Source organism: Staphylococcus sp. FSL K6-0223, assembly GCF_038008285.1.
On sequence record NZ_JBBOYX010000003.1, the window covers coordinates 357,958 to 372,360 of the forward strand.

Below are 14,403 nucleotides of genomic sequence, written 5' to 3' on the forward strand. Positions count from 1 at the left end.
TATCTTATAGCTCTAACTCCCGTCAAAGTTGCGATTTATATCTAAGTAACTTGACGGGTTTTTAATTCAATATACTAAATTAATACTTAACTACTACGTCAATTTTTAAATATTGCTACACTATCACTTATTTGAGAAAATAGTGATATCACTTTAAATTGGAGGCAATTGATAATGCAATGGCTAAAGGTAATTATAGCTGGATTTGTAGAAATCATCTGGGTTACAGGATTAGATAATGCGCATTCTTTATTAAGTTGGGTTGTTACCCTCTTTTTTATTGCCCTCAGTTTCTATCTTGTCATTGATGCATCTAAGCATTTACCAGTAGGTACCGTCTATGCTTTTTTTGTAGGTATAGGTGCTGTAGGTACGGTACTTGTAGATATGATTTTCTTCAATCAACCCTTTACACCTACCAAGCTTATATTAATCATAATTCTTATTGCAGGTATTATAGGCTTAAAACTCACTACTAATGAAAATGAAGAAGGAGGTCAATAACGATGGCGTGGATTTTTCTTTTAATAGCCGGAAGCTTAGAAATACTCGGTGTGGTACTACTGAATGAATTATCACGTACACAGAATAAATTATTCATCATATTACTTGGCCTTGCCTTTATTTTAAGCTTTAGCACTTTAAAACTTGCAATGCATGAAATACCTATGGGCACAGCTTATGCTATTTGGACAGGTATAGGAACCGCAGGCGGTACCATAATCGGCATGTTATTTTATAAAGAATCGAAACACTTTAGTCGAATTATTTGCATTTTAATGATACTTGTAGCTGTAGTCGGATTACGTTTGATTGGCTAATTTATATAGTGAAATAGCTCATAAGAATCTTATATACTGCCATTAGCCAAGCTATTTTAATCCTGAGGTGGCTGAACGCTTTCTATTGTTTGCGCTTTCTTCTTTTACTATACTATTAATAAAGAAGGAGTGATAATTGTGAAAAAAGTATATATCGCAGGCGCAATTCCTGAAGTAGGATTAAACTTATTGAAAGAACATTTTGAAGTTGAGATGTACGATGGCGAGGGAATTATTGATAAAGAAACTTTAAAAGAAGGCGTTAAAGATGCCACTGCTTTAGTAAGTTTACTCTCTACTAATGTGGATAAAGACGTGATAGATAGCGGTAAAAATCTTAAAATTATTACTAACTATGGCGCTGGTTTCAACAATGTTGATGTCGATTATGCGAGAGAAAAAGATATTGATGTGACTAACACACCTAAAGCATCCACAAATGCCACTGCTGATTTAACAATTGGCTTGATACTTAGCGTTGCCCGTCGAATTGTTGAAGGTGATGAATTATCAAGAACTAAAGGCTTTGACGGCTGGGCGCCTCTATTTTTCCGTGGAAGAGAAGTTTCAGGCAAGACAATTGGAATTATTGGTTTAGGAGAAATTGGTGGTGCTGTTGCCAAACGTGCACGTGCATTTGATATGGATGTATTATATACAGGCCCACACCGTAAAGAAGAAAAAGAAAGAGAAATCGGTGCTAAATATGTAGATTTAGATACTTTATTAGAGAATGCAGACTTCATTACTATTAATGCGGCTTATAACCCTGATCTTCATCATTTAATTGATAGTGAACAATTTAAACAGATGAAATCCACAGCATATCTAGTTAACGCTGGTCGAGGACCTATCGTCAATGAACAAGCACTTGTACAAGCGCTTGAAAATAAAGAAATCGAAGGCGCTGCCCTAGATGTATATGAGTTCGAACCTGAGATAACAGATGAGCTCAAATCGTTTAAAAATATTGTTCTTACACCACATATCGGTAATGCGACATATGAAGCTAGAGATATGATGGCTAAAATCGTTGCTAACGATGCAATTAAAAAATTAAATGGTGAAGAACCACAATTCGTCGTAAATCGTAAATAATTTATCACTCTAAACGTACAAAAGGTGAGCGGAACATTTAATGTCGTCCGCTCACCTTTAATTATTTTTCTTTTGATTTATATAAAAATGTTGCTTGTGATGACGCATATGCGTTAGGCATCATTTTCATAATTGAATTGCGTATGTTCACAACTAATTTATTACGTTTCTGTGCAACCTTTCCAATTTTTCTTGATCGCTTAATTACCTTGGCAGTGTGTTTAACACGTAATTTATCATATCGTTCAAGTGCTTTGTCGAAATCATAAGCTTCCAAGCAATTGACTAAAACGATTGCATCTTCCATCGCTTGTCCAGCACCTTGCCCCATATTTGGCGTAGTAGCATGGGCAGCATCTCCTAATAAAATTGTTCTTCCATATACAAAGGTTCTTAAAGGTTTCATATCATAAATGTCATTTAATAATATGCCCGTCTCACTTTGCTTATCAAGTATTTGTCGTACTTCATTTGGAAAATGATTAAAATATGCTTGTAAATGCGGTTTACCAAATGTTTGATATTTAGGATCCCTTTCTTTAGCTGGAACCGTAATGAACCAATAAGCTTGGTTATTTAATAATGGAACAACACCAACTCTTCCCTTTGCACCCCAATATTCATTAGCTACATGTTCATCTTTAAGATTGGCATCATCAACGATCCCTCTAAAGCAAGTATAGCCCTGATAAATCAACTTGGTAGAGGCACCAACAGCTTCCCTTACATTTGAGTGAATGCCATCTGCTCCGATACACAAATCAAATGCTTCACTTTCTTGTGCTGAAAAGTGAACTGTTACTTTAGAATTTGTTTGTTCTAAACCAGTCACTAAATGATTAGTATATATTGAAGAAGACTTAACATATGATTGAATAATATCTATTAAAGTTTGACGCGCTAACGTTACATTTAAAGTATTATTTTTTAATTTAGCGGACACTAATTCGCGCCCACGTTCATCATATACATTCATAGCTGTTAGATTTTGACCAGCGTTTTTAATGCCCTTTTGAAGATCATGATTACCCAATTTTTTTAGTACATTATCCCCTATTCCTATCCCTGCACTCACTTCACTAATTGAATTATTCTTCTCAAAAATTTTCACTTCATGACCTTGCTCTTCTAATAATGCAGCGACAGTCAAACCACCAATTCCTGCACCTACAATTGCAACTTTCATTGTTTTTACACCTCAAATTTATCATTCGTTAATATTTTATCATATGTTTAGTTGTTTAAAAGTTTGTCGTCACACTTTTAATGGTAAATTTTACATATCTAAATAAGGTTAGCGACATTGATGACCATGTGCTAACCTCATTGCTATCTATAGTATTTTTTTCGTATATTTTCTTTTTTAATACCAAAGTTGTCATAATATTTTTTCATCATATCAGCAATATTGTCTACCCACTTAATATCACTCGCATATTGGTGTTGCCCAGGATTCTGTGGATTCCAACGCATTTGATATAAATTAAGTTGATTATTTTCAAAATAATGATTACGTACGAAAGATGCGCCACCCATAATTGCTTTACTAGGTGTAGTCCATGATTGTTGTTTAGCATAGCTTTTACCAGTATGGACAGCATTTTCATCGAAAGCGCCAATGCCATAAAAGTTGTAGTATCTATGACTTCCATCCTTAACGCCTTTAGCAAGTTCTGATTTTCCGTTCCCAGTTTCTACTAATGCATGACTTATTAAGTAAATAATATTAACTTCATATTTATCTTGAGCTTTTATAAAGGTATGGCCTTGATCTTCAAGGATACCTTTACCTTTTAAAATATGATTGACTTCTGATTCAGACATAGGCACTTTTTCAGAAATATCCATATATTTCAACGGATTGTCTCCATGGCTAATACTCATGGCTTGTTCAACATCTTTTTCTTTCGCATTGACAAACTTTCCATCTCTTTCTTTAGTATTTAGCGTACCTTCACCTATCTGTCTTTCTACAGCTTCATTGAAAGTATATTTGATATCATTTTTGAAAAGATTAGTATCAAAAATGAGGAATAGAATTCCAAATATTACTAAAATAGCAATTATTAAGATTGTCGTTATACGAAATCTAGTATTCTTCATTGTTATCTAACTCCCAAAGCTTTATTTTGATAAAACGAAATATGCGATAACAATTGCAATGACAACAATAAAGAATGATACATTGATTGCAATCTTCATACCTGTGCGATCTCTAAACATGACATTAAATATGACTAGACTAATAGCTAAAGATACTGCGAAGAATGCTATTGCAAGCATAAGTTTTAGCATAATTAGAAATACAATACCAATAACTAATAAGACATTGGAAGTGATTGCCATGGCTTTCAAAATATTAGGATTGATACGACTTCACTCCTTTATTTAAACTTTTCAATATACATTTCATCATACATGAAAATTTATAGATATGCGATATTAAAATAGAGGCTCGGAAGTCATTATAGAATGCTTCTTCGCCCCTATGCTCACATAATCATTGATATGATTTTATTCTCGTGACATGCCCTTAAGTAAATTAAGCATGTAAGTTAAACTACGATTCATGTCGTCATCTTTAAGGATACCCATTAAGTTTCTAATAGATGTACGTGCATTAGGACTTGCTTGGTTTGCAACATGAAGACCTTTGTTAAGACGATTAAGCATTTCACTTAAATCTTTCACATTTAAGTCACCAAGTAAAAAGACCATTTGTGCCATATTAGATAATAATCCTGTGTAAATATCCTTATTTAACTCCACTGCAAACTTATTGATAATTACTTGTCGTGCTTTAAATCCACCATTGAGTGCATCTAAAATTTTCGCTTCATCTAAAGTATGAATTAAACGGATTGCTTTAAGAATGCTATCTTTATTCTCTGCAATAGCATCAAGGACTTCGTTTAAATTTTCATTCTTTATTTGCTCAGGTGACTTTTTTAGACGTTTAATTTCAGTAATTCTTTCAGCCATTATTTATCACTCTGCTTCCCTGGGAATACGTAATCAGAACGATTCCATTTTTTCTGTACTTGAACACTATATTGAGGATGACGATGTTTATCAACACGGAAGTTAGTTGGATTTAATGGTGACTTACCACGTTTAGATATAACCTCCATGCGTGCATTTGTTCGCTTGTATGACGGCGTATCAGTGTATTTATCTACATCACTATTTGTGAGTAAGTTAATTGCTCCCATATCTCCATTTTCTAAAGCGTCATTATTTAGTGGAATATAGATTTCTTTGCCTTTCACTCTATCTGTAATATGAGCTACCAACGTTGCTTCACCAGTTTCTGAAATCAATTTGATTTCAGCACCTTCATGTATATCACGATCTTGTGCTAGTTCTGGTGAAATCTCAACAAATGGATGTGGTACTTTATATCTAATCATTTCAGTTTGATAAGTCATGTTACCTTCATGGAAATGTTCAAGTAAACGACCATTATTAACATGAATATCATAAACTTCATCTTCTTTGAAGAAATTATCAAATGTTAGTGGATAAAGCTTTGCCTTTTTATTTTCAAAGTTAAATCCATCTAAATAAAGAATTGGAGAATCTTTACCATCTTTATCTACAGGCCATTGAAGACTATTAAAACCTTCTAAACGGTCGTAGCTTACACCTGCATATGACGGAGTAAGTCGAGCGATTTCATCCATCACTTCTCCAGGGTGACTATAATCCCAATCTGCGCCTAATTTATTAGCAACAAGTTGGAAGATTTCCCAGTCAGGTTTAGAATCCCCCAGTGAATCTAACGCTTTATATAAACGTTGCACACGACGTTCCGTGTTGGTAAATGTACCATCTTTTTCTAGAGAAGGACTTGCAGGTAATACCACATCAGCATAAGTAGCAGTGAATGTTAAGAATTCATCTTGTACAACCATGAAGTCTAATTTCATCATCAGTAACAAGCTGGTAACCAGGGAATTGGTCAGGCATACTACCCATATCACTACAACCTTGTACATTATTATGACCACGTAGAGGATATGCTCCAGCGCCAGGCTTTCTATAATTTCCAGTTACAAGTAATAAATTAGAAATAGCTGTACTAGAATCACTACCGATGTCTTGTTGCGTGATACCCATCGCCCAGCAGATTGCAACTGATTCAGCTTTCGCAACTTCATGAGCGAACTTAATTAATCGTTCTTTTGGAATACCTGTTGTTTCTTCAGCGAACTCCATTGTGAATGGTTCTAATGATTTATAATATTCATCAAAATAATCGACCCATTCGTCTAAGAATGCCTTATCATGTAAATCATTATCGATAATATACTTTGTTACCGCGCCTAACCATACTAAATCAGTACCTGGTTTGGGTTGATAAAATTCATCTGCACGTTCAGCCATTTCATGTTTTCTAATATCAAAGACATGAGATTTTTGACCGAATAATTTTTGAGCACGTTTCATTCTTGAAGCAATGACAGGATGTGCTTCAGCAGTATTTGTACCAATCAACACTGTCATAGCTGCCTTTTCTAAATCATCAATACCACCAGCGTCGCCGCCGATTCCTACTGTACGAGTCAAACCTTTCGTAGCTGGTGCTTGGCAATAACGTGAACAATTATCTACGTTATTTGTTCCTATCACTTGTCGAGCAAATTTTTGCATTAAATATGACTCTTCATTCGTCGCTTTAGAAGATGAAATAAATGACAAGCTATCTGCACCGTGTTGATCTTTAATATTGTTAAAGTTATCTGCCATCACTTGCAGTGCTTCTTCCCATTCTACTTCATGGAAAGCACCATCTTTCCTTACTAATGGCTTAGTAATACGTTGATCAGAGTTGATGTGCCCCCATGAGAATTTACCCTTAACACATGATGCAATTTTATTAGCAGGAGAATCATGAGATGGTTGAACTTTTAAAATTTCTCTATCTTTTGTCCAAACTTCAAATGAACAACCTACACCACAATATGTACATACTGTTTTTGTTTTATTTATACGTTCTTTACGCATTTCAGATTCTGAGTCAGAAAGTGCCAATAATGGACCATATCCTGGTTCAGATTTTTTGATTAAGTCGATCATTGCTACAAGTGACCCTGGCTCAGTATCAGTCATGTAACCAACGTTGCCTTCCATATTCACTTCCATCATGGCATTACATGGACATACTGTTGCACATTGACCACATGATACACACGAAGATTCATTAATTGGTACATCATTATCCCAAATGACACGTGGATGTTCACGATCCCAATCAATGCTTATTGTTTCATTTACTTCTATGTCTTGGCAGGCTTCAACACAACGACCACATAATATACATTGGTCTGGGTCGTAACGATAGAATGGACCATAATCTTTCTCATAAGGTTTTTCTTTATATTCATATGTTTGATGCTGGATGCCCCACTCATCCATAGTATTATGGATTTCACAGTCTCCATTATTATAGTCACATACCGTACAATAAAGCATATGTTTTTCTAAAATACGATCTAATGCTTCTTTTTGACTTGATTTAACATCGTTGTTATCTGTTTTTACATTCATTGGACGGTCTATTGTTGTGCCACATGCACGCGCAATTTCTCCATCAATTTCAACCATACATGTATCGCATGTTTGAATTGGCCCCATCGATTCATTGTAGCAAATCGCTGGAACGAAAGTATCTCGAGACCGGATAAACTCAAGTAAATTTGTGCCTGGTTCGACAAGATAATCTGTGCCATCAAGTGTGACTACCAAATGTTCTTGCATAGGCTCACCCCATTTATATTAATTTTACCGTAATAGACTTTTCATGTTAGCTAGATCTATCTGAAAAATACCCCACATATATTTCAAGATAGAATTATCTAAATTGTATTACTTTAATTGCAAAAAGTTAAGTGTTTATAAATAATTTATATTCATAAATTACTTATTTGAAAATCATTATCAATTAATGATCCTTTTACTTATTACATTTAATACTTATATACCTTGTAAAAATACATTATAAACACAAAAACACTGTGAGAATGGTTCTCACAGTGCTCAAATACAGTTTATAAATCTAAATTATCTCTTAGTAGTTGCGTGTTGCTATTTTTAGAAGCATCACTTGGGACAAAGTAATATAAACCATCACTTTGAATACCACCTTCTCCGTCAAGTTGATGACGGTTTACGTTATCGTTAGCATCTTTATAATTTTTTCTGACAAGATTCAGATCACTTAATGATAAATCAGTTTTAACATTTTGCTGTATTTCGCTCATTAATGAATTAAAATGTGTTATTGATGTTGGACTTGTCATTTTATTAGCCATAGCTTCAAGTACAAGTTGTTGGCGTTCTTGTCTACCAAAGTCCCCACCAGCACCTTCTTCCTTGCGGCTACGTATAAATCTCATTGCAGCATCCCCATCAACATGTGTTTTTTGCCCTTTTACAAAATGTAAACCACTAATTGTGAAAGTGTCATTACTTACCACATCCACACCACCTAAAGTATCAATCATATCGTGTAATCCATCCATATCAATTGTTGCATAGTGGTCAATTGGTACATTCATTAATTTCTCTAAAGAATTTACCGCCATATTGGGTCCTCCGTAAGCATAGGCATGAGCAATTTTTTCTGTCGTACCTCGTCCTACAATTTGAGCTTGAGTATCACGAGGAATACTAACGAGTTCTGTTTTTTTCTCTTTAGGATTAATTGATAAAATCATAATGGTATCGCTACGCTCTCCACCACCTTGATGTTTTCGCTCCGCATCTGAATCCACACCAAATAATGCAATTGTGAAAGGGTCCCCTTCTTTTAAATTAACCTTTCCTGAGCGTAACTCTGAATGGCTTCTATTTAGAGGATTATGTATCTTATCCCCTGTAATAAATATCTTGGCACAGATGTATATTACTGCAATAACAGCGAGTAAAAATAATACTCCTACTATCCAAAGTAAAATTTTAGTTGGCAGGCTCATTTTTCTTTTATCTGAACGTTTCACTCCTACCACTCCTTTACATTTATTTCATATTCATATTCCATAGATAATTATATTATAAAATAAATTATTTACTATACATCTGTAGACCTATTCATTTATACATTCCGAATAACTTAAAAGTGAATTTTAACTCACATAATTATAATTGAGGACAATAATAAAGCCTTAAAAAGAAACTCTTTCTAAGGCTCCGACATTAACAATTCACTTATACAATTATATTAATATAATTGTACTTATTTTTGATAACCATTACCGCTATTCAAAATATCCAGTACATCTTGATGACAACCAGGGTTACTAATTATAAAAGGGCCACCCTTACCAAAATCAACTTTGCCACCATCTAAGCTAGTCATTTTCAAATTAAGTTCTTGCGCAAAAAGAAACTGAGCGGCTATATCCCAAGGTTTAGGATTCGTATTCATGTGAGCGCCGAATTGACCTTTAATGACCCTAATTGAATCTAAACCACATGAACCAATAATTCGATAACTAAATGAAGTTTGGAAAAGTGCGTTTATCGTTCTATCATTTAAAACATGTGGGTTAAACGACAATATTGCATCTTCAATGGTTAGTGTTGCAGGCTTTAACATCGGTAAATCATTCTCATATGCTCCCTCACCTGCTATTGCTTTATATAATTTATTATGAGGATAATCGTAGATATAAGATAGTTTTGGCTCTCCATCCACAAAGTATCCTAGTATAATACAATAATCTTCTTGTTGCTTTACAAGGTTAGCCGTTCCATCAATAGGATCCATAATCCAAACATGTCCATGATAAGGATCAATATCATCATTATTTTTTTCTTCAGCTAATAGTAGATGCCCAGGTAATTGATTTGACAAGAATGTTTGAAAATGGTCTTGAATCTGTTTGTCTACGTTAGTAACTAAATCAAAACGATCCTTTTTGGTATCTGTATGCATCTCTTGAATAAGACGCGGTAAAATATCATCAACAATTTTTAACCAATCACAAATTAAACGATCAATCTGCTTTAAACTTTCTGTCATCCTATGTTTCACCACCAAATAAAATAAATTTATGTAGAATTAATAAATCAGTTATATATTATAAGTAAACTTTAATTATCGAAATCTCTCTATTTACTTATATTTATTTTATACGAAGTCATCAAGATTTTGGAATAATAATTAATAAGTTTTTAAAAAAGAAAAAATCGGCTAGTCACGAGCTAGCCGACAAATAGAAAGGAAAGTAAGTAATAAATATTGAAGATGTTTTGATGTAACTCGAACGATTACACAGCTATCTGTTATATAGCTCTACCCCTTTGTCTAATCGCTCCCCCTGTTACAAATATTATAGTAACATAATGATTTTTATATTGTAAGCGTTTTCTAAAAGAAAAATAAGAAATTTTACACTTTTGTACCGACCAAAAATAAGAAAATGTCATCATTGTCGCTTATATGTTATAATAAATGTAATATGTAATGTTTATGGAGGTGACTTTCATTGAATAAATTAGAACGCCAAAATCAAATCATTCAGTCTATACAAAATTCAGATAAAATGACCGCTTCACAACTTGCAAAACTATTTAAAGTTTCGAAACGTACTATTTTAAGGGATATTGATGATTTAGAAGAACAAGGTGTAAAAGTGTACGCACAACACGGTAAACTCGGTGGTTATCAAATTAAAAATGCTCAATCAAAAATTTCTTTATCTTTAACAGAAAATCAACTGTCAGCGTTGTTTCTTACACTAAATGAAAGTCAGTCTTATTCTACTCTACCTTATCAAACAGAAATTCAAGCCATTATTAAACAATGTTTAGGTTTACCTCAAACGCGATTACGTAAGCTATTAAAAAAGATGGATTATTATATTAAATTTGAAGATAGTAATAATTACTCATTACCACAACTATTTTCGGATATATTAATATACTGTACAGAACGAAATGTCATGCTTGTTGATTATCAAGAAGAAGGAAAAACACATGCTGAAAATGTTATTTTTATAGGTTTATTGTGTAAGGATGGTCAATGGCATGCAGTGATCTTTGATATAGGTCGTGGTCATACACGTGAATTATCAATCATGGACATACACGATATTTCTTACTCATTCGAAAAAACTATTAAAACTCAAGATATCTCAATAGATAACTATCAGCAATTTTTAAACCCAGCTGACATAAACAGTTAATGTGAATCAGCTGGGTTTTAAACTAATTATAAAATATTGACCATAGAGTATAGATAAATGACACTAGATTATTTAACATATGCAAGCTAATCGATGCTGCCAAATTTCTCTTTGAAACTAAATACACAGAGACTAAAGCAATGGCTAAAATAAAATATGCTCCGAATTCAAACGGTGATTTCGCATCAGTTACATGTATGTAAGTAAATAATACAGCTGATATAATCCCCATTATAATAAAATTAAACTTCTTTCCTAACTCTCCTATTAGTATGTGTCTAAACACTAATTCTTCAACGATAGGTCCTACAATCACGATTAATAAAAACGCGAAAGGTATAAATGCATGTACTTTGAACAATTGATCTAAAGCCATCTCATTTTGCGTATCAGAATATTGTAGATGCTTAGGTAAAAACTGCATTAACCATTCATATAAACTAGACAAACCATACGCCAATAAAAAAGCGATAATAATAATGAACCATCGTCGTTTCAAATATTGTAAACCTTTTTTAAACCTCTCTCCAAATGTATGGATGTGTAAAAAGTAAAATACAAATATCACAACAACATAAGCCATTAACTGCGCTAATGTACTAATCATCGCTAATTGTAACTGTGACATATGTTTTAGAAAAAGCGCACCTAGCGCCATACCTGCAACGCTAAATAGAAAAAGTCCCACCAATACTACTGCAATTAGACTTAAATCTCTCCACGCAATATCACTAAATTTATATTTTTTCTTAACTTCTTTCTGCCTCATAGACGTTTCCTTTCTATTACTCAATCATTTTTAAAATTTATTGGAGGAATTATGAATTATTTAGAAATCACACGACACATTGAACAACGAATTATAAAATTGCTCTCTTTGACTGAAAATGCTAAATATTATGTACTCAATCATCATAACAAATTTGAAGAAACTTTGAACGTATTTAATCAAGAAGTAGAAGTTGAAAAAATTTGGATAGAATCGCATAAATCAATATTAAGTACCACACCAGAATTAACATCTTACTATTATGTCATTCTTCATTTATCAAAACACCCTCTTATACCAATCAAACAAGGAGACATGCTTTTTTATATTCATATCAAACAACTTTTATTACATGAACAACTTTTAAAAATCAAACCTTCGACTTCCTAATTATTATAAATTTATCTTTAATTTCGTTTATCAACGTTTCGATACATTGCACTTATTTAAATTTCATGTAACTTAAAACATCATGTGCTTTAAATTTTAATATTATATTATTCAAAAAATACCTCAAATTGTAAACGTTTAATAATAGCGTTATAATCGTACTGATTAAGTATTTAAAAGGAGTGTTAGATGTGCTTGGCTTCTCAGTTTATTTAGGAAATGCTTTAGATAAAGAGTATATTCTTAACATGGCTTCTATGGGTTATGATGTGATCTTTACATCTTTACAAATCCCTGAAGAAAACAAGCAACATCAGTTGTCATATTTTGGGGAATTATGTCAGCTTCTTTCATCATATAATATCACTTATATCATTGATGTTAATCCTTCTTTACTTAATCCAACGCTTTACAGTTATTTAAATCAATTGCCACATGGGGCATTTTCTATACGTATTGATGATCAATTGGATGTTGAACTCATCCATGAAGTTCAAAGTCATGGTTTCCAATGCTGTCTTAATGCGAGTAATATCACAGAAGATATGTTGAAGCGCATTTATAAACAAGATTATCAGTCTCAACTATTATACTGTCACAATTATTATCCACGACCTGATACAGGTCTTTCACATTCTTTCATTGAATATAAAAATCAACTTATTAAAACTTACGATAAACATGCAAAAATATATGCCTTTATACCAGGAACAGAGCTAAGAGGCCCTTTACATAAAGGGTTACCAACAGTTGAGTCACATCGTTCATCACATCCTTTAGTTGCTACGCATGAATTACAATCTCTAGATATCTCTCATGTTATTATCGGTGACACAGCAATCAATTTATTAATTGCTCAACAATTGTCTGATATGATGCATCGTCGACATTTTACGCTCAAGCTTAAAGACTTGGATCCATCATTTTCTGAGAGAATCTTAAGAACACATACATCGCGCATTGACGCACCAGAGCATATCATACGTTCTCAATATTCACGTGTTAACAATGATACTCCTATAAATCCTATAGGAATAAGTGAAAGAGACATTGGGGATATCACTGTAGATAACCAACTAAATGGTCGATATGAAGGTGAAATTCAAGTCGTTAAAACACCACTCAAAGGACATTCTCATATTAACCATATTGCAACAGTGAGCGATGAAGATCTTCAATTATTAACACTGATTCAGCCTGGAGATACTTTTAAATTTACATTTACGAAGGAGAATGACAATGAATCGTTTAACAACAGAAACTCGTAACACTCAAACGATGCATTTAGATGAAATGACTATTCAAGATGCACTACTAACAATAAATCGTGAGGATCAAAAAGTACCAAAAGCCATTGAACAAGTGATTCCTCAGTTATCACAGGTTATAACTAGTGCTATCCAACGTTTTAATCGTGGAGGAAGAATAATCTATATAGGCGCTGGTACAAGTGGACGTCTTGGCGTTTTAGATGCTGCTGAATGTGTACCAACTTTTAATACACGTCCTGAAGAGGTCGTTGGTATTATTGCTGGTGGTCAAAAAGCGATGACCGTCGCAGTAGAAGGGGCTGAGGATGATAGCGAGCAAGGCGCACAAGACTTAAAAAATATTCAGCTAAATGATAATGATATTGTTATTGGAATATCTGCAAGTGGTCGCACACCTTACGTCAAAGGCGCCCTCACTTATGCAAACGATATTCATGCTGATACTGTTGCTCTTTCGTGTAATACAAATAGTGAAATTAGTGCTTGTGCAGAGCATATTTTAGAAGTTAATGTAGGACCTGAAGTTTTAACAGGATCTACTCGTTTAAAATCTGGCACTGCTCAAAAACTCATATTAAATATGATTTCTACAATGACAATGATTGGGGTCGGAAAAGTATATGATAACTTAATGGTGGATTTACGACCTACGAATAAAAAATTGGTCAATCGTTCTATCACCATTATTCAAGATATATGTGATTTAGATGAACAAGCTGCACAAACATTGTATGAAGAAGCGGGAAATCATATTAAAACAGCAGTTGTCATGTATTTATGTAATACAACTAAAGAAGACGCTGAGACGCGTTTATATAAAAGTAATGGAGTGATCAAGCAAGCCATCAACGTTTAAGGGGGAG

Annotated in this window: 14 protein-coding genes and 1 pseudogene; 7 read left to right on the plus strand and 8 right to left on the minus strand. The window is 33.5% G+C overall.

Translation table 11 applies throughout. The annotated features are described in order from the left end of the window. Positions 1 to 174: 174 nt before the first annotated feature. The 3 genes from MHI13_RS19080 (at position 175) to MHI13_RS19090 (ending at position 1,919) form a co-directional block, all read left to right on the plus strand. A complete protein-coding gene (locus MHI13_RS19080; RefSeq protein ID WP_002432921.1) occupies positions 175 to 504 on the plus strand; it encodes a DMT family transporter in 330 nt (109 codons plus the stop codon). Positions 505 to 506: 2 nt separating this feature from the next. Then, entirely contained in the window at positions 507 to 821 is a 315-nt protein-coding gene (locus tag MHI13_RS19085; protein WP_002432642.1) for a DMT family transporter, read from the plus strand. 138 nt (positions 822 to 959) lie between these two features. Continuing rightward, the gene (locus MHI13_RS19090; RefSeq protein WP_064210185.1) at positions 960 to 1,919 is read left to right on the plus strand and encodes a 2-hydroxyacid dehydrogenase family protein; all 960 of its coding nucleotides are present in this window, start codon (positions 960 to 962) and stop codon (positions 1,917 to 1,919) included. A 61-nt stretch (positions 1,920 to 1,980) separates the two neighbouring features. Here the strand turns inward: MHI13_RS19090 and MHI13_RS19095 are convergent, their stop codons facing one another. From MHI13_RS19095 to MHI13_RS19125, 7 genes and pseudogenes are all read right to left on the minus strand, one after another. After that, a complete protein-coding gene (locus tag MHI13_RS19095; protein WP_064210184.1) occupies positions 1,981 to 3,105 on the minus strand; it encodes an FAD-dependent monooxygenase in 1,125 nt (374 codons plus the stop codon). Positions 3,106 to 3,248: 143 nt separating this feature from the next. Beyond that, positions 3,249 to 4,022 (minus strand): N-acetylglucosaminidase, encoded by a 774-nt coding sequence (locus tag MHI13_RS19100; protein WP_002432770.1) that lies wholly within the window; start codon positions 4,020 to 4,022, stop codon positions 3,249 to 3,251. A 21-nt stretch (positions 4,023 to 4,043) separates the two neighbouring features. Then, positions 4,044 to 4,265, minus strand: coding sequence for a hypothetical protein (locus tag MHI13_RS19105; RefSeq protein ID WP_002443867.1), 222 nt, complete (start codon positions 4,263 to 4,265; stop codon positions 4,044 to 4,046). 168 nt (positions 4,266 to 4,433) lie between these two features. Further along, positions 4,434 to 4,901 carry a DUF1641 domain-containing protein gene (locus MHI13_RS19110; RefSeq protein ID WP_002432356.1) on the minus strand — a complete coding sequence of 156 codons (468 nt, stop codon included), beginning with the start codon at positions 4,899 to 4,901 and terminating at the stop codon, positions 4,434 to 4,436. Further along, positions 4,901 to 7,679 (minus strand): annotated as a pseudogene (locus tag MHI13_RS19115) (molybdopterin-dependent oxidoreductase). The gene MHI13_RS19110 and the pseudogene MHI13_RS19115 overlap by 1 nt, the downstream one beginning before the upstream one ends. A 290-nt stretch (positions 7,680 to 7,969) precedes the next feature. Further along, positions 7,970 to 8,920, minus strand: coding sequence for an LCP family glycopolymer transferase (locus tag MHI13_RS19120; protein WP_002432962.1), 951 nt, complete (start codon positions 8,918 to 8,920; stop codon positions 7,970 to 7,972). A 236-nt stretch (positions 8,921 to 9,156) separates the two neighbouring features. After that, a complete protein-coding gene (locus MHI13_RS19125; RefSeq protein WP_064210182.1) occupies positions 9,157 to 9,945 on the minus strand; it encodes an inositol monophosphatase family protein in 789 nt (262 codons plus the stop codon). A 466-nt stretch (positions 9,946 to 10,411) separates the two neighbouring features. On the opposite strand from MHI13_RS19125, the gene MHI13_RS19130 reads away from it, so the two are divergent. Beyond that, entirely contained in the window at positions 10,412 to 11,110 is a 699-nt protein-coding gene (locus MHI13_RS19130) for a helix-turn-helix transcriptional regulator (protein WP_340761821.1), read from the plus strand. 22 nt (positions 11,111 to 11,132) lie between these two features. Here the strand turns inward: MHI13_RS19130 and MHI13_RS19135 are convergent, their stop codons facing one another. After that, the gene (locus tag MHI13_RS19135; RefSeq protein WP_064210180.1) at positions 11,133 to 11,879 is read right to left on the minus strand and encodes a CPBP family intramembrane glutamic endopeptidase; all 747 of its coding nucleotides are present in this window, start codon (positions 11,877 to 11,879) and stop codon (positions 11,133 to 11,135) included. Between the two features lie 51 nt (positions 11,880 to 11,930). Between MHI13_RS19135 and MHI13_RS19140 the strand changes: the two genes are divergently transcribed. The 3 genes from MHI13_RS19140 (at position 11,931) to murQ (ending at position 14,396) form a co-directional block, all read left to right on the plus strand. Continuing rightward, a complete protein-coding gene (locus tag MHI13_RS19140) occupies positions 11,931 to 12,269 on the plus strand; it encodes a hypothetical protein (protein WP_023351276.1) in 339 nt (112 codons plus the stop codon). Positions 12,270 to 12,460: 191 nt separating this feature from the next. Beyond that, the gene (locus MHI13_RS19145; protein ID WP_064210179.1) at positions 12,461 to 13,537 is read left to right on the plus strand and encodes a MupG family TIM beta-alpha barrel fold protein; all 1,077 of its coding nucleotides are present in this window, start codon (positions 12,461 to 12,463) and stop codon (positions 13,535 to 13,537) included. Further along, complete coding sequence (gene murQ / locus MHI13_RS19150) at positions 13,509 to 14,396, plus strand: N-acetylmuramic acid 6-phosphate etherase (RefSeq protein ID WP_002432576.1); 888 nt, start codon at positions 13,509 to 13,511, stop codon at positions 14,394 to 14,396. Before MHI13_RS19145 ends, murQ begins: the two co-directional genes overlap by 29 nt. Positions 14,397 to 14,403: the final 7 nt, after the last annotated feature.

Excerpts from the sequence above, each read along its gene's own strand:
- MHI13_RS19085 (WP_002432642.1), top strand. The coding sequence starts at position 507 with ATGGCGTGGATTTTTCTTTTAATAGCCGGAAGCTTAGAAATACTCGGT.
- MHI13_RS19105 (WP_002443867.1), bottom strand. The coding sequence starts at position 4,265 with ATGGCAATCACTTCCAATGTCTTATTAGTTATTGGTATTGTATTTCTA.
- murQ (WP_002432576.1), top strand. The coding sequence starts at position 13,509 with ATGAATCGTTTAACAACAGAAACTCGTAACACTCAAACGATGCATTTA.
- MHI13_RS19135 (WP_064210180.1), bottom strand. The coding sequence starts at position 11,879 with ATGAGGCAGAAAGAAGTTAAGAAAAAATATAAATTTAGTGATATTGCG.
- MHI13_RS19080 (WP_002432921.1), top strand. The coding sequence starts at position 175 with ATGCAATGGCTAAAGGTAATTATAGCTGGATTTGTAGAAATCATCTGG.
- MHI13_RS19095 (WP_064210184.1), bottom strand. The coding sequence starts at position 3,105 with ATGAAAGTTGCAATTGTAGGTGCAGGAATTGGTGGTTTGACTGTCGCT.
- MHI13_RS19140 (WP_023351276.1), top strand. The coding sequence starts at position 11,931 with ATGAATTATTTAGAAATCACACGACACATTGAACAACGAATTATAAAA.
- MHI13_RS19110 (WP_002432356.1), bottom strand. The coding sequence starts at position 4,901 with ATGGCTGAAAGAATTACTGAAATTAAACGTCTAAAAAAGTCACCTGAG.
- MHI13_RS19100 (WP_002432770.1), bottom strand. The coding sequence starts at position 4,022 with ATGAAGAATACTAGATTTCGTATAACGACAATCTTAATAATTGCTATT.
- MHI13_RS19125 (WP_064210182.1), bottom strand. The coding sequence starts at position 9,945 with ATGACAGAAAGTTTAAAGCAGATTGATCGTTTAATTTGTGATTGGTTA.